Here is a 21,074-nt window from a genome sequence, read left to right on the forward strand (position 1 = left end):
TCGGTCGATATCGCTTAACAGGGTGTTGTCGATCTGCCTCAATATCCATAAAATCATTTAAAATATAGACACAGCCAGATATTGCACAAAATAGCGCAAAACAAATTGCAGCTTGTGCCACCATAGTTAAAGATACTTGTTTTATCGAAAAGACTAACGCTGCAAATACAAGCAAGTTTTTAGTCCATTGTTTCGGGCGTAACTGTTTAAAAAACAATACAACTATATTTTGTTGAGATAAAGTTCCTTCTCTCATAATAATAAGAGAGCTTCTATTTTTTTCACTCTCTTCCTTCCCTCCTTATTCAATTGTAATTTCCTTCTAATACAGGAAAAATTATAACACATAAATTAAACATTGAAAATCAGTTATTAAATACCAATAATAAAGGGCTCTCCTCTATATTAATGTTTCTAAAAAATACAGAAGGAAGCCCTATCAACTATATATTCTATTTCAAATATTGACCACGAAACACTTGCATCGTTTCGTCTTGATTTAACATCGTTAACTCTTCTTCTGTAAACTTACCATTTCCTACTTTTACTACGTACACATTTACTTTTTTCTTACCCCATTGGCTATAAACATCTTTCACCGTATCATAATATAGATCAAGACGGTTTCCTTTTATTGCACCGCCCTTATCAGCTACTACACCATATCCATAACCTGGTACGAATAGAATCGTTCCAATCGGAAATACGCGTAAGTCCGCAGCGATTGTGGAATATAAATCCCTTTTCACTTTAACACCTGAATATGTAATACCATACTCTGGATGCCCCGGCCTCTTACCAGTTGACTCAATCCCCGATGTATAACCTGTTGCAGTCATTTCAATTGAACGATATTTAGACCAGTCGTTTGCCTGCTCTAAAGCATTTATCACTTCTTTACTCGGAGCAACATTTCTCTTAACTTCTGCTGCATGTACTTCTTTTGCACTCATTCCCTCATATTTCTTTACAATCTCTAATAAAGAAACTCCTGTGAAAGCATTCCATGTTACGCATAATGCAATTGCAAGTAAACAAGTCATCATAATGCGAATACAATATCGTTTTAACATTTTTATATTCCACACTCCTTCATCGTTAATCATTCCCTATACGATGAAGGAATATGCAAAAAAATAATCTCCAACTTAATTGGAGATTAAAACATTTGATATCCGCTTTTCCGAAGTTTCTTGATTACGACTCCTGCTAAAGCAGCCCCTACTAATCCAGTAGATAGAATAAATACGTCTGCTTGTCCTAAGTGCGATACACTTGTCCCAAATGAAGAAAATGTTTCTTTCGGTTTTGAAAAATAATCCCACATACTCGCTTTATTAATAATAAGCATACAAACAATTGGATACACAATAACCATTACCCAAGTAGCTCGCAAAATCATGTTGAGTAAAAATCCAATTCCAAAGAACAAAATAAAGAATAACATCATTGAAATAAGTAGTACCGGTATACTCACTCTTTTCCCCTCTCCTTCGCACGTGCCGTAAATACGTGATAAGCTGTATAACCAAATGGTTCGCCTGGATTTAATGTTTTGTCCACTTCAAGATGTAGTTCTGATCTTCCTTCTAACAAATATTTAATAAGCACAGACGTATTCGGATCGTCTACAATCTTATCCGGATGTAAGAACGCCACTTCAGACAATTCTTTCTCCTGTACAATAATATTTTCTCCTTCAGGTTCCAAAAGGAAAATAATCATATTATCACTAATCTCATTACGAATAACACCCGATCGAACACCAATAATCCCCTTCACATGAGCGACAATGCCTGTCTCTTCTAACACTTCGCGTTTCACAGCTTCATCAACCGTCTCACCTTCATTTACAAAACCAGCCGGTAAAGACCATTTCCCTTTTAATCCACTGTATTTCTTCTTAACAAATAGCCACCTACCATCTTTTGTAGCTACTAAACCACTAACAGCTAGCCATACCTTCCCTCGTTTCTCCATGATGTAATAACCTCCTCCATCAGAACGGACAGAATATTCTTTCTTTTTATATATTATACTATATTTTTAATATGAAAAAAGCAGAAACAGCTCTTAGCCGTTTCTGCTTTTTCTACTATATATTAAAAGAACTTTAATTTACCTTTTTTAAGAACTAATAAAGGTCCACCTAATAAGAATAGGTAACGGTTATCGATTACTTTCTTCATGAAGGAAGCTTTCCAACCTGTTAACTTTTTACCCATAACAACGCCCATTGCATCGTCATGACCTAAAGAACATACAGATCCTTTATTATCGAATGCGAATTTCTTCATTTCGCCCTTGCCACGAACTAATACAGTTAAGTTGTGTGCAATATTGTAACCTTGTTGAATTGCAATTTGTGCTGTTGGTGGGTAAGGACGGTTAATTTCTTCATTAATGATTAACGCTGCGTCACCAACCATGAATACATCTTCGTATCCTGGAGCGTGCATGTACTCATCAACTTTTACACGTCCGCGCATTGCTTCAAAGCCAGACTCTTCCACAATACCATTACCACGAACACCTGCAGCCCAAACTACTGTTTCAGACTTAATTAATTCAGTGTCATCGCCATTCGCAACGATAATACCTTCTTCAGTTGCTTCTTTAATTGCTGTACCGATGCGGAATTCTACACCTTTTTTCTCAAGTTGTTTTACAGCGTATTCTACTAACGCTGGATCAAAACCTGGAAGTGCTGTTGGAGCAGCTTCTACACAGATGATACGTGCTTTTTCACGTGGTACATTATACTCTTTGCAAAGTTCAGGAACACGGTTTGCAAGCTCACCTACGTACTCGATACCAGTAAATCCAGCACCACCAACAACGATTGTTACTAACTCATCGCGTTGTTCAGTTGCATATTTAGAGAAACTAGCTTCCATATGCTCACGAATTTCACGAGTTGCATTAATGTTAGCGATTGAGAATGCATGCTCTTTTAATCCTGTAATTCCGAATGTTTCTGATTCGAAACCAAGACCGATTACTAAGTAGTCATACTCTAACTCGCCGTCTTTTAAGATAATGCGTTTTTCAGCAGCTTTAATTTCTACTACTGTATCTTGCACAAAGTTCACTTTATTTGTATCAATAACGTCTTGAATATCTAGACAGATTTTTTCATCTTCTAATGTACCAGCTGCGCTCTCATGTAACCAAGTCGCTTGGTAGTGATAGCTGTTGTTGTTTACTAGCGTAATTTCAGCTTCATTTACAGATAATGCTTTTTGCAGACGAACAGTCGTAATCATCCCGCCATAACCTGCACCTAAAACTACGATTTTTGGAGTCTTCACCAAATCACAACCCTTTTCTTTATATAATAGTAATAAAAAATAATACCAAGTACTAAAAACTCTATTTGTCAAGAATGTGGAATTTATCACATTCTATATCATAACAAAACGCAGTCAAAAAATCGTACGAATTTTGTCATAGAAATTTAACATAATACTTCCCTATATTAGTCGGTTTTATTCCAGAATTCAAGCGTCTGGAGAATTATCAATATTTTAAAATAACATAGCGTTTTCAAGGGTTTTTTAGCCTTTTTTTCATGTATTTTCCTTTCTGTATATTTTATACAACAAAAAAGAACCTATACGAAAACTTACACACAATTCAGTCGTTTTCAGAAGTATTATGAACTCAAATATGCTATCATTTATTTGAAAGTGTCATCATTTGCAGGATTTTCGTGTACATATGAACAATATATGAAATCAATATCAAAATTCCATCTATAGGGGGAATGAAAGTGGCAGAAAATCAAAAAGTTTACGACATAACAATTATTGGTGGTGGTCCAACGGGACTGTTCACAGCATTTTATGGCGGTATGAGACAAGCAAGTGTAAAAATTATTGAAAGCTTACCTCAACTTGGCGGACAATTATCCGCACTCTACCCTGAAAAATACATTTATGATGTGGCTGGATTTCCAAAAGTGCGCGCACAAGAATTAGTTGATAACTTAAAAGAGCAAATGAAGAAATTTGACCCAACTGTTTGTTTAGAAGAAGCTGTCGATACGCTTGAGAAACAAGCTGACGGTATATTTAAACTTGTTACGAATAAGCAAACTCACTATTCTAAATCAGTTATTATTACTGCTGGCAATGGTGCTTTCCAACCACGCCGCTTAGAATTAGAAGGTACAGCGAAATACGAAAAGAAAAACTTACATTATTTCGTTGATGATATGAATAAATTTGCTGGTAAGCGCGTCGTAGTATTTGGCGGTGGCGACTCAGCAGTAGACTGGACAATGATGTTAGAACCGATCGCTGAAAAAGTTACAATCGTTCATCGTCGTGATAAATTCCGTGCGCATGAACATAGCGTAGAAAGCTTAATAAATTCTCGTGCAGAAGTAAGTACACCGTACGTTCCAGTAGAACTTATTGGTGATGACAAAATTGAACAAGTCGTTCTTCAGCACGTAAAAACTGAAGAAAAAGTTATCATCGATGTTGATGATGTAATTGTAAACTACGGCTTCGTTTCTTCTCTTGGCCCAATTAAAAACTGGGGCTTAGATATACAAAAAAACAGCATCCTTGTGAATTCAAAAATGGAAACAAATATTCCTGGCATTTACGCTGCTGGTGACATTTGTACATATGAAGGAAAAGTAAAACTTATCGCTTGTGGATTTGGCGAAGCACCGACAGCAGTAAACAATGCAAAAGCTTACTTCGATCCAAATGCAAAACTTCAACCGATGCATAGCTCAAGTATGTTTTAATATGCAAAAATAAAGCTCCTTCCATACGTGGAAGGAGCTTTCCTTTTATATAACATGAAAGCACACTGAGTCCGATAAACTATCGAACTCAGTGTGCTTTTCGTCTAAAAAATTATTGTTTTCTTCTTCTACCTAATACGAATAATACTCCGCCAACTAAGAATGAAATTCCCGCACTAACTGACATCATCCATGAATGTGCTGCCCCTGTTTTCGGTAATTCTTTTTCTACTTTTACTTGCGGTTCTTTAATTAACTTTTCCAGTCTTACTTCCGGTTTCTCCGGTTTTACTTCTGGTTTCTCCAGATCTTTCGGCTTCATTTCTGGTTCCTTCGGTTCTTTCGGCTCTTCCGGTTTCACTTCTGGTTCCTTCGGCTCTTTCGGCTCTTCCGGTTTCACTTCTGGTTCCTTCGGCTCTTCCGGCTTCACTTCTGGCTCTTTCGGCTCTTCCGGTTTCATTTCTGGTTCCTTCGGTTCTTTCGGCTCTTCCGGCTTCACTTCTGGCTCTTTCGGCTCTTCCGGCTTCACTTCTGGTTCCTTCGGTTCTTTCGGCTCTTCCGGTTTCACTTCTGGTTCCTTCGGTTCTTTCGGCTCTTCCGGTTTCACTTCTGGTTCCTTCGGTTCTTTCGGCTCTTCCGGCTTCACTTCTGGTTCCTTTGGTTCTTCCGGTTTCACTTCTGGTTCCTTCGGTTCTTTCGGCTCTTCCGGCTTCACTTCTGGTTCCTTTGGTTCTTCCGGTTTCACTTCTGGTTCCTTCGGTTCTTTCGGCTCTTCCGGTTTCACTTCTGGTTCCTTCGGTTCTTTCGGCTCTTCCGGTTTCACTTCTGGTTCCTTCGGCTCTTCCGGCTTCACTTCTGGTTCCTTCGGTTCTTTCGGCTCTTCCGGCTTCACTTCTGGTTCCTTCGGTTCTTCTGGTATCTTAAAATCTTCTTTTGTTTTCGGTAAAATTGTAACTGTAGGCTCAAGTGGTGGATTTATTTTATCGTCCACTACCGCTCTATTTGTTATCCCTTTACTTGGTGCTGCTTTTACCTTCACTTTAAAAATAATACTACGTTCTTTCGTATCTGTAATTTCTAGATACTTCGCTATTACTTTTCCAAATTCCATTTTTAACTCTACTGGATTTGGTTCAGCCCCTTCAAATCTAATGCTATCTTGCACATACTCTAAACCGGCTGGAATTTCATCTTCTACCTTTACCTCAGCTATTTTTCCATTTTCTACTGTATTTTCAAAGCTAATTCGATATTCGATTTCTTCTCCTAGCTTCGGTTCTTTATTACTTACTGTCTTCGCTGCTTTTAACTTACCATCTTTATATTCTGGCTTTATTGTCGCTGTCGGTTCCATAACTGGATGATTTGGATCATCTACTTGAATGATCGCTTTATTTGTTATTTCTCCTCCAACTTTTGCTGTTTCTTTTACCTTTACTTTAAAGATGACACTTCTTTCTTTCGTATCCATAATTTCTGGATACTTCGCTGTTACTTTTCCATTCTCGACTTTAAGTTCTGTTGGTACAGGCTTATCACCTACGGCCTCCAGACTATCTTTCACATACTCTAAACCAGACGGAATTTTATCTTCAATCTTTACATCAACTAACTTCCCGCCATCTACCGTGCCGTTAAAAGTAATTCGATATTCGATTTCTTCCCCTAGCTTTGGTTCATGATTGCTTACTTCTTTCCTTGCCTCTAGTTTCCCATCTTTATATTGCGGTGTAATCGGTATAAGTGGATCAACTGGTGGATTGGTTGGATTATTATCATCCACAACCGCCTTGTTTATAATTTCTTTTCCTACTTGTACCGTTTCTTTTACTTTCGCTTTAAAGATGATACTTCTTTTTTTCGTATCCGTAATTTCTGGATACTTTGCTGTTACTTTTCCATTCTCAACTTTAAGTTCTACTGGATTTGGTTCCGGCCCATCAGACTTTATACTATCCTGTACGTATTCTAAACCAGCTGGAATTTCGTCCTCTACTTTTACCTCAGTTAGTTTGCCGTTTTCTACCGTATTTTCAAAACTAATTCGATATTCTACTTCTTCTCCTAACTTCGGTTCATGGTTACTCACTGTCTTTTCAGCTTGTAATACACCCTCTTTATGTTGAGGCTGTATCGCGACATTCGGTTTCTCTGGTGGATTTATAGTATCTTCCACAACCGCCGTATTCACAATCGCTTCGCCAATTTTAGCCTTTTCTTTCACTTTCGCTTTAAAGACGATACTTCTTTCTTTCGTATCCGTAATTTCTGGATATTCTGCGAGTACTATGCCGTTTTTCACTTTTACATGCAACGGTTTTGGATTATCCCCCTCAGCTCTTTCGCTACCTTCTACAAACTCTAAACTGTTTGGTAATTCATCCTTAATTTTCACCTTCGCTAATTTTCCGTGCTCAACTACGTTACGGAACGTAATTCGATACTCTACTTCTTCTCCTAATTTTGGAGCTGGGTTATTTACTGTTTTCTCAGCTTTTATTTTTCCATTCTTATACTCCGGTGTAATAATCGCTTCTGGTTTTTGCGGAGGATTCTTCGGATTATCATCATCCACAACTGCCGTATTCACGAGTTTCTTACCGACTTTTGCTACTTCCGTTACTTTCACTTTAAAGATAATACTACGCTCAGCTGTATCAGTGATATTCTCATACTTCGCGATAATTTTCCCAGCTTCTTCTTTTAACTCTACTGGCGCTGGCTCATTACCTTCTGCTTTTAAACTATCCTTCACATACTCTAATCCATTTGGTAGTTGATCCTCAATTTTCACTTCTGCTAGCTTTCCATTTTCTACCGTATTTTTAAAACTAATTCGGTACTCTACTTCTTCTCCTAGCTTTGGATCTTTTTTACTTACCTTTTTATTAGCTTTAAATTTACCAGCTTTATGCTGCGGTGTAATATCTACTTCCGGTCGCTCTGGTGGATTTTTTGTATCATCAACAATTGCTTTATTTACAATTGCTTTGTCCACTTCAACGGAATCTTTCACCTTCACTTTAAAGATAATGCTTCTTTCTTTCATGTCAGTGATATTTTCATACTTCGCACTAACCTTACCAGCTTCTTCTTTCAACTCTACTGGGGCTGGCTTATCACCGTCTGCTTTTAGACTATCTTTCACATACTCTAAACCAGACGGAATTTCATCCTCAATTTTAACCTCTGCCAGTTTTCCATCTTTCACCGTATTATTAAATGAAATGCGGTATTCGATTTCTTCCCCTAGCTTCGGTTTATGATTATTCACCTTTTTATGAGCAGCAATTTTACCGTCTTTATGTTGCGGTGTAATTTTTGCGGTTGGTTCAATTATAGGATGGTTCGGATCATCCACATGAATAATCGCTTTATTTGTAATGTCCTTCCCTATTGTAACCGAGTCTTTCACCTTTACTTTAAAGACAATACTTCTTTCTTTTGTATCCGCAATTTCTAGATACTTTGCCATTACCTTGCCGTTTTCAAATTTCAATTCTACCGGACTAGGCTTAGATCCCTCTGCTTGTAAACTGTTCTCTACATACTCTAATCCAGCTGGAATTTCATCTTCTATCTTCACCTCTGCTAGCTTTCCATCTTTCACCGTATTATTAAAAATAATTCGATATTCGATTTCCTCACCTAACTTCGGTTCATGGTTACTTACTTCTTTTCTTGTCTCAATTTTCCCATCTTTATATTGTGGTGTAATCGGTACATAAGGCTCTTCTGGCAGATTCTTTGTATCATCTACAATTGCCTCATTTACGATTTCTTCTCCCACTTTTGCGCTTTCTTTTACCTTCGCTTTAAAGACAATGGTTCTTTCCTCTGTATCTGTAATAGCTGGATATTTTGCCATTATCTTATTATTTTTCACATGTAGCTCTGCTGGTTTCGGTTTAGACCCTTCTGCCGTGATACTGCCTTCCACATACTCTAAACCATTTGGTAATGCATCCTTTATATTTACCTCTGCTAGTTTTCCGTTTTCTACCGTATTTTTAAAACTAATTCGGTATTCTACTTCTTCTCCTAGTTTCGGTTTATGATTATTGGCCACTTTCTGCGCAGCAATTTTACCATCTTTATATTGCGGAGTAATTTCCACATAAGGCTCTTCTGGCTCATTTTTTGTATCTACTACGATTGCTTTATTAACAATCTCCTTGCCTATTTCTGCCTCTTCTTTTACTTTCACTTTAAAGATAATACTTCTTTCTTTTGTATCCGTAATTTCTAGATACTTTGCCATTACCTTACCGTTTTCAAATTTCAATTCTACCGGACTAGGCTTAGATCCTTCTGCTTGTAAACTGTTCTCTACATACTCTAATCCAGCTGGAATTTCATCTTCTACTTTAACCTCTACTAGTTTTCCGTTTTCTACCGTATTTTTAAAACTAATTCGGTATTCTATTTCTTCTCCTAATTTCGGTTTTTTATTGTTTACAAATTTCTCTGCTTTAAGCTTACCGTCTTTATATTCTGGCGTAATTGTTACTTCTGAAGTTGTTGGATCTTTTGTATCATCAACAACTACTTTATTGACAATACCTTCACCAACTTTAAATTCTTCTTTTACTTTCGCTTTAAAGACGATACTTCTTTCTTCTGTATCCGTAATTTCTGGATATTTTGCGATTACTTTTCCATCTTTCACTTTCAGTTCTACCGGATCTGGCTTAGAACCTTCTGCTTTTACACTATCTTTCACATACTCTAATCCATTTGGTAAATCGTCTTCTATTTTCACCTCTGCTAGCTTTCCGTTTTCTACCGTATTTTTAAAGCTAATTCGGTATTCCACTTCTTCTCCTAACTTCGGCGTTTCATTATTTACCGTTTTCTTCGCTTCCACTTTTCCGTCTTTATGCTGCGGAGTAATTTCTGCCGTCGGTGTTTCTGGCGGATTTTTCGTATCATCAATAATTGCTTTATTGACGATTTTTTTACCGACTTTCACTTCATCTTTTACTTTCACTTTAAAAGTGATACTTCTTTCTTCTATATCCGTAATCTCTGAATACTTCGCCATTACCTTACCATTTTCCACTTTCAATTCTACTGGATCTGGCTTAGAACCTTCTGCTTTTACACTATTTTCTACATACTCTAAACCTTCTGGTAAAGTATCTTCTATTTTCACCTCTGCTAGTTTTCCGTCTTCTACCGTATTTTTAAAGCTAATTCGGTATTCTACTTCTTCTCCTAACTTCGGCGTTTCATTATTTACCGTCTTCTTCGCTTTGATTTTTCCGTCTTTATGTTGTGGAATAATTTCTGCTGTCGGTGTTTCTGGCGGATTTTTCGTATCGCTCACAATCGCTTCATTAACAATTGAATCGCTCACTTTACCTTTTACTTTCACTTTAAAGGTAATACTTCTCTCTTTTGTATCTGTAATCTCAGGATACTTTGCCATTACCTTACCGTTTTCAAATTTCAATTCCACTGGATCTGGCTTAGAACCTTCTGCTTTTAAACTATCTTTCACATACTCTAATCCATTTGGTAAATCATCTTCTATTTTTACCTCTGTTAGCTTTCCATGTTCTACCGTATTTTTAAAGCTAATTCGGTATTCCACTTCTTCTCCTAACTTCGGCGTTTCATTATTTACCGTCTTTTTCGCTTCAAGTTTTCCATCTTGATACTGAGGAATAATTTCCGCTGTCGGATTAACTGGCTTGTTTTGCGAATCATCAATAGTTGCTTTATTAATGATTTTTTTACCGACTTTTACTTCTTCTTTTACTTTCACTTTAAAAATGATACTTCTTTCTTCTGTATCCATAATTTCTGGATATTTTGCTATTACCTTACCATTTTCAAATTTCAGCTCTACTGAATCTGTTCCGGCACCTTCTGCTTTCAAACTATTTTCTACATACTCTAAACCTTCTGGTAAAGTATCCTCTATTGTCACGTCTGTTAGCTTTCCGTTCTTTACCGTATTTTTCATACTAATTCGGTATTCTACTTCTTCTCCTAACTTAGGTGTTTCATTATTTACGCTTTTCTTCGCTTTAATTTTTCCATCTTTGTGTAATGGTGTAATTTTTGCTTCTGGTTCTTTCGGATGTTTCATATCATCAACAATTGCCTTATTGATGATTTCCTTACCCACTTCCGCTTCTTCCTTCACCTTTACCTTAAAGACAATACTTCTTTCTTTCGTATCCGTAATATTTTCGTATTCAGCAATAACTTTTCCATCTTTCACACTTAACTTTAATGGAGCTGGTTTATCACCTTCAGCCTTTTCACTGCCTTTTACATACTCTAAACCGTTAGGAATTGTATCCTCTATTATTACCTTTTCTAGTTTTCCGTTTTCTACCGTATTCTTAAAGCTAATTCGGTATTCTACTTCTTCTCCTAGTTTTGGTGATGGATTATCTACTGTCTTCTTCGAATCAATTATTCCATCCTTATGTTGCGGAGTAATTCTTTCCTCCGGCTCAATCGGTGGATTTTTCGTATCATCAACAATTGCTTTATTGACAATCTCTTTATCTACTCTTACTTCTTCCTTTACCTTTACTTTAAAGACGATACTTCTTTCTTTCATATCCATAATATCGATATACTTAGCTTTGACTATCCCATTTTCAACAGCTAATTCTACTGGTCCAGGTGCTTCTCCTTCAGCCTTGATGCTATTTTCTACATATTCAAGACCTTTTGGAATTGTATCTTCCACTCGCACCTCTTCTAGTTTTCCGTTCTCAACCGTATTATGAAAACTAATGCGGTACTCGATTTCTTCGCCTAGCTTCGGTTTCTTATTATTAACTACCTTTGTAGCAGCAATTTCACCTTTTTTACTTTGCGGTGTAATAACAACCTTCGATTCAACAGGCTCATTTTTCGGATCTTTTGCAATTGCTTTATTTACAATTGCCTCCCCTACTTTTGCCGAATCTTTTACTTTCACTTTAAAGACAATACTTCTTTTTTCTGTATCCGTAATTTCTGGATACTTGGCCATTACTTTGCCGTCTTCCACTTTTAGTTCTACTGGCTCTGGTTTTGCACCTTCTGCTTTCAAACTATCTTTCACGTATTCAACATCTTTAGGTAGTGTATCTTCTACTAGCACCGTTTCTAGTTTTCCGTTTTCTACCGTATTATAAAATGTAATTCGGTATTCCACTTCTTCTCCTAGTTTTGGTGTTTGATTCGTTACGTTTTTTTCTACATCCACTTTACCGTATTTATAATCCGGCGTAATCTTTTCTTCTGGATGCTCAGACTGTCCATTTGGCTCACTCACAACCGCTTTATTAACGATCGTTTCTCCCGCTTTTGCCTCTTCTTTTACTTTCACTTTAAAGGCAATGCTTCGCTCTTTTGTATCCGTAATCTCTGGATATTTTGCGATTACCTTACCATTTTCTACTTTTAACTCTACTGGATTTGGTTCAGTACCTTCAGCTCTCTCACTGCCTTGAACAAATTCTAAGTTAGCTGGAATTTCATCTTCTATTGTAACTGCATCTAGTTTTCCGTTTTCCACCGTATTTTTAAAGCTAATTTGATATTCAAATTCTTCTCCTAGCTTCGGCTTCTTATTTGTCGCTTTTTTCTTTGCGACAATTTTACCAGCCTTATGCTGTGGTGTAATCTTCTCTTCTAGATTCTTTGGTGGATTTGTTTTATCACTAACGGTTGCTTTATTAACAATTTCTTCACCAATTTTTGCAGTTTCTTTTACTTTTGTTTTAAAGACGATACTTCTTTCTTCCATATCCATAATTTCTGGATACTTTGCCATTACTTTGCCATTTTCAAACTTCAGCTCTACTGGCTCTGGTTTTGCACCTTCTGCTTTCAAACTATCTTTTACGTATTCAAGACTACTTGGTAATTCGTCTTCAATCGTCAATACATCTAGACGTCCATCTTTTACCGTATTTTTAAAGGTAATACGATACTCTACTTCATCACCTAACTTCGGTGTTTTATTAGATGCTATTTTTTTAGCTTCTATTTCTCCAGGGATCTCTTTTGGAGTCGTAACCGTAATATCTGCATCGTCCTCAGTTTCATACTTTATCTCGGCACTATCTTGTCCCTTTACAACAACGATATTTTTTACTGTTGTATCTGATTGTACAGAATGTTTCACTTTTACTTTGAATGTAATAACGGCACTTTCCCCCGGCTTTAAAACACCGCCGTCTTTAGCATTAGCACCTTCACCAACACGGAAATCAATTTGATTATTTACAAACTCCGCTTCATCATCGCTTGCATCATCTGTTTTATTTCCTTTATTACTTCCAGAAATATATTGTATAGATCCCGGAACATACTCTAAACGATCATCTAATTTATCAAAACCTTTTACATTCGATACCGGCGCTTGATTATTTTTCGTATCATTTTTCACTTCAATTTGATACGTAAACTCTTCACCGGCTTTAATTTCCTTAACTTCTTTACCGGTACTATCTAATGCCTTTTTATCAACTTGTAAGTTTGGAGCATTATGTTCTGTAACAAATGTGGCGTTATTTAATACGTAAATATCACCAGTACCACCATATGCTCTAAAACGCATTTTCCCTTCTTTCAAACCATTCTTTACTTGAGTCGGTCCTTCAAGATGATACGTATGAATGTCAGTACTGAATGAATTTGTCCAAGCTGGTTTATATCCTGGATATTTTTTTGTAACAAACTCGTTAGTGCCATCTACTTGTACTTCTGTCATAGATGAGTCATTAACATCATTATCTTTACCTTTAATATTTTTAAACTTTTGATACCCTAACCCAAAATCATATTCTCCATAATCATAGGCATATCCATCATTATCAGCTGGATCACCTTGCGATGAAAAATAACTAAATTTTGCTTTAAAAGCACCTTCTTTTGGTGTGTTTATTTTATTAACACTAATATCCGTCCAAGCTGTACTTTTTTGAGAAACTAACCCTTCCCAAATTTTCATATCTTTTACTGTTTCTTTATAGTTTTCATAAACTAATATAAGGTTCCAGTTACCCCAGTAATAGCCGCCACCTGTTACATCTTTAATTTGTGGCACATTCGCAACTGTCAACGTTTGAGAAATACCTTGCTGTGCAATTACATTTGTTACATCTGCATACGCAACATAACCAGCACCACTACCTGAGTAATTAGAAATATAGGGTAGATAATCAGCTTTTCGTATGCTATCAGCACGTACCTCTGCATATTCTTTATTTCCCATTTTCATTTTGACTGGTTGTCGTACATCATTATCACTAACTCTTTGATTAACATTTGTACTAGTTACAGTTCCCATTGCAGCTGTCCAAAACAAATACGCCTTTTTCACTTTACTTCCAGCAGGAATGTTAGGAAATGCACCTGTTGACGAATTAAAAGTACTATCATCGTTATCAACGTCCACAGTCATTTTATTCGTTTTATAACCCATACTTTGTCTGCCATAATGATCAGTTGTCAAACCAAGGGTCACATTACCAGTCTGTACTAAATTACCAGGAGCAATTGTAGAATACAGCGGGTCTCCAAATCCTTGTTTATCTCCTGTTTGGATTTGAACCTTCGAAGCATTTTCTGATGCAGCTTGTACTTCTGCATCACTCTGCTTTATTGTTAGAGGTGATTGCTTTTCCTCTTTTTCTAGTTGCTTTTCAGCTTCAGGTTGTTTTACCTTCTCTATTTCTGTTTTTTGTGTAGATGTATTTTTATCTTCTACAGATACTTTTAATTTTCCATCCACTTCTTTAGTTTTTGAATCAGTTGTTGATCCGATAGCTTTCTTACTACTGTCAGCCTCATCATCGGTATTAGCTTCTAACTTCTCTTCAGAAGGAAGCCCTTCAACATCTACAGACATGTTTCCTATTTGTAGTTGATCCTTTTGCACACTAATTTTTTGCTTATACTCTTTATTAAAATGTTGCGCACGACGAGCTTTTATTAATACATTCATTTTTTCATGTGATTTTAAATCTTGAATTTTAAGAGTAGAAGAAAGAACCTTTCCTCCATTATCTTTTTCCTCTACATAGAAATCCGCTACCTTATTTTCAAGTAACTTCTCTCCGTTTACTTTCACAGATTGCGAAAGAAACTCAATTCCATTGTCATTATTTTGATTAATTACTAATTCTCGGATTGGTGTATCTCCCGTATTTTCAATCTTATATTGAAATACGTGCTCCCTCTCCGCTACTTCTCCCTTATACATTTCAGCATTCACTTGCTCTGCCTTAATTTTCACATCATTTCCTTGTAACTCATCCCAGCTTTTTTTATTTATCTCTGTAGCAAAAGCACTGGGCGAAGGCAATATGATGGATAGAAGAAGTGTGATCATTGTTACGACATTAAAACACTTCAATACTTGTTTCATATTTTCTACCTTTCTCCTTTCTATATACTTGCTATCCGTCTACTTAATTTCAGTAATCCTTTCATTTAGTAGCCGAATACATAGCAATATATATCCACTCGCAACAATCCGACCTACGAAAATGTATCGTTGAAATCCCAATGTCAACAATATAAATCTCATAGAATATTACTATTTTAATTTATCAAAAATAGCATATATATCGGACACTTATACAAACCTTTACCATATTTTTAATATAGTAAAAACACCGTGCTGTATAGGTTTATATAACAGTTAAAGGATACTTAAAAATTTTAACATACTCATTATCCTATTTATACATACAATAGAAATTTTACCATTTTTTAGTTATTTTCAGTTTGTTTTTTATGATTGAAATTTTCTAAAAATAACAACCGTTACATGTAAAAATATGTTATATTAAACAAGAACGAACGTTCTTATTTAATAGGAGGAATTTTTTATGCTACACGAACCCATTATCGTAAAAAAAGAAGCTTTCCACGCAATCGGCGTTTCGGTTACGACGACTAATGAAAAAGAGGCATCTACTGACGGAAACATTCCACAACTTTGGAACCGCTACTTTCAAGAACAACTGATGCATCACATCCCAAATCAACAAACGAAAGAAACATTTGCTTTCTACTCAAACTACGAGTCAGATGAAACTGGTACATATACATTTACAATCGGTATGCCAGTTTCTTCACTAAAAGACGTTCCTGAAAATATGACAACTTTAACAATACCTACCGCTACATATGCGGTATTTACAACAAGAAAGGGACCAGTTGCTGAAGTCGTTTGTGAAGCTTGGGAATATATTTGGCAATGGTCGAAAGAAAATAAACGTGCCTTCACAACAGACTTTGAGCTTTACGACGAAAGAGCATTAGACCCAAATCAGGCACAACTGGATATTTATATTGCGTTAGCCTAAAAAAAGATGCCCATTCGGCATCTTTTTTTGTCGTTAAATAGCTACTGGGCAAATCCATTATTATTGTCTACAATGAGAAAGTGCAGTATAGAAATATTAGAAACTGTATAAAGTGAAACTATACTCAGCTGTGGGTATCTCCCATTGAGTATTAGCCCTTACCAATTGGGCGTTTACTGGTTTTTTAGTTTAAATTTGTCACATAGAAAGGAAGCAATATGGAGGAACTACAACAAAATAAATCTGCTTTAGAAGGAAGCGGAAAACCGTTATTAAAAAATACGAATTTCCTTTTTCTTTGGGCAGCTACTCTTTTTTCAAGCTTTGCTTTAGCCTTTTTTACTTTTTCACAAACGTGGTACATAGCAAAAACATTAAACCTTGAAGCTTCACTCGGTGTTGTTTTCGTAGCCCTTAGTGTTCCAAGGCTTATTTTTATGATTGTCGGCGGCGCTGTAGCTGATAAATTCCCGAAAAAAAATATTATGTTTTACTCCAATATCATTCGAGCGATTCTTGTCGCAACCATTCTCACATGGTTCATTGTCGGTGATGTAACGCTATATACATTTGCTTTATTCGCTTTATTCTTTGGACTTGCTGATGCTTTCTTCTGGTCAGCAGATGGATCTATCTTACCGGAATTGGTAGAAAAAAGCCGGTTAACACAAGCGAATTCACTTACACAAATGACGAACCAAGCATCGGTCATCTTAGGCCCTGTACTTGGCGGAATTCTCATTAAATTTACGAATTACGAGACAATATTTTCTATTACGATTTTATTACTGATTGTCGCGGCCATACTCGTTCAAAAAATAAAATTTACGATGCCAGAACAAAAAGATACAGATAAAGGTATGTTCACTTCCATTAAAGAAGGAATCTTATATGTAAAGGAATCGCCATTCCTTTCAACTTTCCTTATTTGTAGCGCTTTTTTAAACTTATTTTTAATCGGCCCGATGCAAGTTGGTTTCCCGCTTTTTGTTAAAAATGTGCTGCATGGTGATTCGCTCCAGTTTAGTTACTTAGAAGCATCTGTAGGCGGCGGAATGGCAATCGGTGCTGTCATTGTCGGTTTAAGAAATATTAATCGTAGACGCGGTCTATTTTGTATTATCATGATGCTATTGTCTGGTGTCTTCTTCTTAGCCATCAACTTTAGTACCGTACTTTGGCAAGCACTATTAGCCGGCATGTTTTACGGTATTACAATCGCAATGGCTATCGTTCCGCTTATGGCGATGATTCAATCGACAGTAAAAGAAGAAATGATGGGACGCGTAATGAGTTTACTTATGCTATCATCAATGGGCTTTATCCCGCTCTCTTATGCATTCACATCCATTGCACTTGCAATAGGAATTCCAATCGTAACCGTTATGAAAAGTGGTGCAATAGCTGTTATTGTCTTCGTACTATTTGTAGCGATTCGTGTTCCAGTTGTAAGGAAGTTCGATTAGCTAATTAGAGTCATGTATTATACACATGGCTCTTTTTTGAATGGATCAAATAGTGATATTCCCTTACTTCTCCTTAATGCTGCTCCCCATTCTAATCCAACCTCTAAAAATAGATCCCGCACTGTACTATATAAAAGAGCCTTCACATTTTTACGGATTTCTCCGTATTTATAAGCTCTCACAACACTCTTTACTCGCCAAATGAAATTTCCGTACACTTCTTCATCAGCTAATATTTGCTCCAGTAAAACACCTTGTTCTAGTAACCCGCTCTTTTTATATGCAAGCTCGACCTTACTCCAAAATATATTAATTTTCTTCGGATTACTCGTCATCGGCACCAGTGCGTATATAAAAGGCTTCGGTATATCATGACGGCAATACGTCTCATCAAGCTCGTACGTTCCTTTTCTTTTCTCTTTTATTTGTGGAATGTTTTTAGAAAGAATTGTTTCCCCAGCGCTTTTTTGCTCATTTTTACTACAGCCAGTTGCATTATCCTCACTTTTACAAGCGGACATTTTCATACGGTCATCCATGCGGTCAATCGCAGATGTAAGAAATACATATAGGTTCGCACTATACCCGCCGCGCTTATGTCTCTCTTTTGTTGCAACACGCTTTATAATTCCTAGTTCCTCTAACTTTGCAATTGACCGGCGTACTGTACGAATACTCTTTCCAACATTCGTCGCAATCGTCTCCATTAATGGACAAGCGACCCCTACTGTTTTTTGTTTCTCATTTACCGCATATTTTCCTAAAAAATGAATGATGGTAGCATCCGTTTTATTTAATTGAAATCGATAATATTTCAAAACTTGCTTTTGATATGTATTAAACTCTTCTTTACTTCGAAATTCACTGTATGGTTTCATTAAGTTATATAAACTTCCCATTTTTATCACCTCACTTATAAATAAGAGGCAGGAAGAGAAATTGGCGTGACATTAAATATTTTTTATTGGAGATGAAAATATGATCGTAATTAGCGCTTGTTTAGGTGGGATTGCTTGCCGGTATGATGGAAATGACAATCTCTTTTCAAAAATAGAGGAGCTTCTGCAACAAGAAGATACAGTCCTCATTTGTCCTGAAGTATTAGGGGGATTACCAACACCTCGTCCCTCAGCCGAAATTATTGGCGGGAATGGCGATGACGTTTTAGACGGAAAAGCAAAGGTAATGACAAAAGATGGTGAAGATGTCACAGCAGCTTTCGTAAACGGTGCTTATAAAGCATTAGAACAAATCAAAAATTTACACCCAGAATATATTATTTTAAAAGAACGCAGTCCATCTTGTGGTAGTTCTACGATTTATACTGGAGAATTTAACGGTAATAAGCAAACTGGTTTCGGAGTGACAACTGCTTTATTTAAAAGACACGGATTTACAGTCATTTCAGAAGAAGAATTTGAAAACAAAAAAAGGAATTGACCCTGTTCGTCAATTCCTTTTTATCTGTCTTATTTCACACTTAGTTTTTCTTTCACTTTCGCTGGAAGCTCGTCTTTTTTCACTTCTTCCCAAGCTGTTACACCTTTTTTATCTGAGTGGTATACGCGTAAGAATGCATCTTTACATAAGTTTTTTTGAGCTGTGAATTCTAATTCTTTCTCTTTACCATCTTTATCAAAGCCAGTCAGCTTATATTCGTAATCTTTATACGGCTCACCGTTATCAGCTTTACCATTATATTCTTTTCCATCTACTGTAATTTGAACGTAATACTCGTCTTTACCCATACGATTTAAATCACAGCCAACTAATAGGCTTGCAAATACAACTAAAATACTAAAAAGTGCAATATATCTTTTCATTTCCTTCACCTCATGTGTTTTTTCTTATATTCTTATCTTAAAGCCTAAACTTTAAAGAAGAAATTCAAAAACATGACATGAACATTACACTTTTGTAAGATAATAATTATTTCTTCACTTTAGAAATTGTCATTCCATTAAGCTTCTGTATAACGTTTTTGTTTCGCACGCTCATCAGCTACACTACCGCCAATAACGTCTTTCACGCCAATTTCGCCACTTATCACGTAATTTCCTTATACCGTTTATTACGCCTTCTATTATGCCCTCAATTATAATCTCTATTACAAAATATCTTATTAAACTAATAATAGGTTTAATCACGTATCTCCCTATAAATTCAAGAATATCCTCCATCATATTTTCCTCCTTCTTTCAAAAGGAAGCTGCTACTCCTCCGCGTCCTTTTACGTCCAGTTACAATTGCTGCCCTACTGCGGTATATATCAACAAAAATAATACGACAACAACATCCACAATAACGCTATTGAATTTGGAAGAACCTTCGGTAAATACTAATATGTAGTTAACATGGCTAAGAGAATTATTTTTTCACCTATATTCAGAGATGCTCCCAAAAACTTTATAAAATCAAAGACAACTTTACTACAATTCTTCCCGTAACTAATTTATTATCGTGGTAAACCGTTTTCCACTACATCCGTAACAGTTCCATTCGGTTCAAAAATTACACGTAATGATCCTTCTCCACCATAACCAGTATAGTCATATACTGAATATGATTTATATTTCTCAATCACATGTGGCTGTCCAATTGCAGCTTTTACTTGATTCGCGGCCATACCTTTTTTGATTTTCAAATAGTGATTGTAACTTACTGCTACCGAATTGTTATTTACATCTTTATACCACGGTACACGATCGTTTTTTTCTTCATATTCCTTTACAGGCTCTTCACTACGTTTCGTAAATACCTGATTCTCTTTATCTGTATCTGTATCTTTATTCTTTATAGCAGTACGTTCAATATTTACAACATAACCATATGTATTTAATTCAACCATAATTTCATATGTACCATCCGTATCTTTTTCAGTATAAAATACGCGTTTTTCATGGTTATTATAATGTTTTATGTTCTCACCACCATAGTCAATCGTATTAAGAATATCCGTATACGTCATACCTTCCTCAATCTTTTGAGATTCATCATGAGAAATATAACGCTTTTGTGATGATGGTGCATCCTCATTTTTAATACTTTCACGTTTGCTCGTAGTCATAGGTGTTTTCTTCTGATCTTTTAGTACTTCACCTTCCGCCTTCGCTGGTTGCTTTGCTCCTACTTTTGTTAATACGTCTGTATCGCTAGAACAAGCTCCCAAAATCGATACTGTAATCAACGCCATCCCTACTATAAGTACTTTCTTAAATGACTTCACTCTAATCCCCCCGGTATTTTTAATATCTAGTAATCAACGTATTTTAATTAATACGGAACTATTCAGTTCTATACAATTGGCTATAACCTTCTCCCTTATGCACCTTTTTTGTATAAAGTGAAACTTTAATCAGTGGGGGGGTTCTTCATCCTCACTGATTATTAGTTGAACCAACCGTGCTGCATAAATCTACCTATTAGTAATAACCGATGCATTTACAACTAGTTCGAACATAATTCCCAATCATCTTCGTTACAAATATTAACATTAAATATAACTAATAAATA

12 protein-coding genes and 3 pseudogenes are annotated in these 21,074 nt (G+C 36.1%); 4 read left to right on the forward strand and 11 right to left on the reverse strand.

From position 1 onward, the window contains the following. The 5 genes and pseudogenes from F3I02_RS27225 to F3I02_RS27245 all read right to left on the reverse strand — a co-directional run. A pseudogene (locus F3I02_RS27225) lies at positions 1-256 on the reverse strand (decaprenyl-phosphate phosphoribosyltransferase); the annotation flags it as partial. A 196-nt stretch (positions 257-452) separates the two neighbouring features. Next, positions 453-1,073 carry a 3D domain-containing protein gene (locus F3I02_RS27230; RefSeq protein WP_009327527.1) on the reverse strand — a complete coding sequence of 207 codons (621 nt, stop codon included), beginning with the start codon at positions 1,071-1,073 and terminating at the stop codon, positions 453-455. Between the two features lie 86 nt (positions 1,074-1,159). Beyond that, a complete protein-coding gene (locus tag F3I02_RS27235) occupies positions 1,160-1,477 on the reverse strand; it encodes a YuiB family protein (protein ID WP_000027016.1) in 318 nt (105 codons plus the stop codon). Further along, positions 1,474-1,980, reverse strand: coding sequence for an NUDIX hydrolase (locus F3I02_RS27240; RefSeq protein WP_000415321.1), 507 nt, complete (start codon positions 1,978-1,980; stop codon positions 1,474-1,476). The genes F3I02_RS27235 and F3I02_RS27240 overlap by 4 nt, the downstream gene beginning before the upstream one ends. Positions 1,981-2,102: 122 nt before the next feature. After that, complete coding sequence (locus F3I02_RS27245) at positions 2,103-3,311, reverse strand: NAD(P)/FAD-dependent oxidoreductase (RefSeq protein WP_000856596.1); 1,209 nt, start codon at positions 3,309-3,311, stop codon at positions 2,103-2,105. A gap of 461 nt (positions 3,312-3,772) precedes the next feature. On the opposite strand from F3I02_RS27245, the gene F3I02_RS27250 reads away from it, so the two are divergent. Then, a complete protein-coding gene (locus F3I02_RS27250) occupies positions 3,773-4,762 on the forward strand; it encodes an NAD(P)/FAD-dependent oxidoreductase (protein ID WP_000829786.1) in 990 nt (329 codons plus the stop codon). 112 nt (positions 4,763-4,874) lie between these two features. On the opposite strand, the gene F3I02_RS27255 is transcribed toward F3I02_RS27250, so the two are convergent. Further along, entirely contained in the window at positions 4,875-15,149 is a 10,275-nt protein-coding gene (locus F3I02_RS27255) for an isopeptide-forming domain-containing fimbrial protein (RefSeq protein ID WP_196478620.1), read from the reverse strand. Between the two features lie 466 nt (positions 15,150-15,615). On the opposite strand from F3I02_RS27255, the gene F3I02_RS27260 reads away from it, so the two are divergent. Next, positions 15,616-16,095 (forward strand): GyrI-like domain-containing protein, encoded by a 480-nt coding sequence (locus F3I02_RS27260; RefSeq protein WP_196478621.1) that lies wholly within the window; start codon positions 15,616-15,618, stop codon positions 16,093-16,095. A 218-nt stretch (positions 16,096-16,313) separates the two neighbouring features. Then, positions 16,314-17,561, forward strand: a complete 1,248-nt coding sequence (locus tag F3I02_RS27265; protein WP_196478622.1) for an MFS transporter — start codon at positions 16,314-16,316, stop codon at positions 17,559-17,561. Between the two features lie 17 nt (positions 17,562-17,578). Here F3I02_RS27265 and F3I02_RS27270 read toward each other — a convergent pair whose 3' ends face one another. Beyond that, the gene (locus F3I02_RS27270; RefSeq protein ID WP_151521595.1) at positions 17,579-18,460 is read right to left on the reverse strand and encodes a helix-turn-helix domain-containing protein; all 882 of its coding nucleotides are present in this window, start codon (positions 18,458-18,460) and stop codon (positions 17,579-17,581) included. A 79-nt stretch (positions 18,461-18,539) separates the two neighbouring features. Here F3I02_RS27270 and F3I02_RS27275 point away from each other — a divergent pair, with 79 nt between their 5' ends. Then, on the forward strand, positions 18,540-19,001 hold the full coding sequence (locus F3I02_RS27275; protein WP_000635464.1) for a 2-thiouracil desulfurase family protein: 462 nt from the start codon (positions 18,540-18,542) through the stop codon (positions 18,999-19,001). Between the two features lie 29 nt (positions 19,002-19,030). Here F3I02_RS27275 and F3I02_RS27280 read toward each other — a convergent pair whose 3' ends face one another. The 4 genes and pseudogenes from F3I02_RS27280 to F3I02_RS27285 form a co-directional block, all read right to left on the reverse strand. Then, entirely contained in the window at positions 19,031-19,384 is a 354-nt protein-coding gene (locus F3I02_RS27280; protein ID WP_196478623.1) for a YxeA family protein, read from the reverse strand. A gap of 143 nt (positions 19,385-19,527) precedes the next feature. Continuing rightward, positions 19,528-19,596: pseudogene (locus F3I02_RS34735) on the reverse strand (methyltransferase); the annotation flags it as partial. A gap of 128 nt (positions 19,597-19,724) precedes the next feature. Beyond that, a pseudogene (locus F3I02_RS34740) lies at positions 19,725-19,917 on the reverse strand (hypothetical protein). Positions 19,918-20,016: 99 nt separating this feature from the next. Next, on the reverse strand, positions 20,017-20,787 hold the full coding sequence (locus F3I02_RS27285) for a hypothetical protein (protein ID WP_151521597.1): 771 nt from the start codon (positions 20,785-20,787) through the stop codon (positions 20,017-20,019). Between the last annotated feature and the right edge of the window lie 287 nt (positions 20,788-21,074).

Source organism: Bacillus sp. SRB3LM, from assembly GCF_015712745.1.
GTDB classification, from domain to species: Bacteria; Bacillota; Bacilli; order Bacillales; family Bacillaceae_G; genus Bacillus_A; species Bacillus_A thuringiensis_K.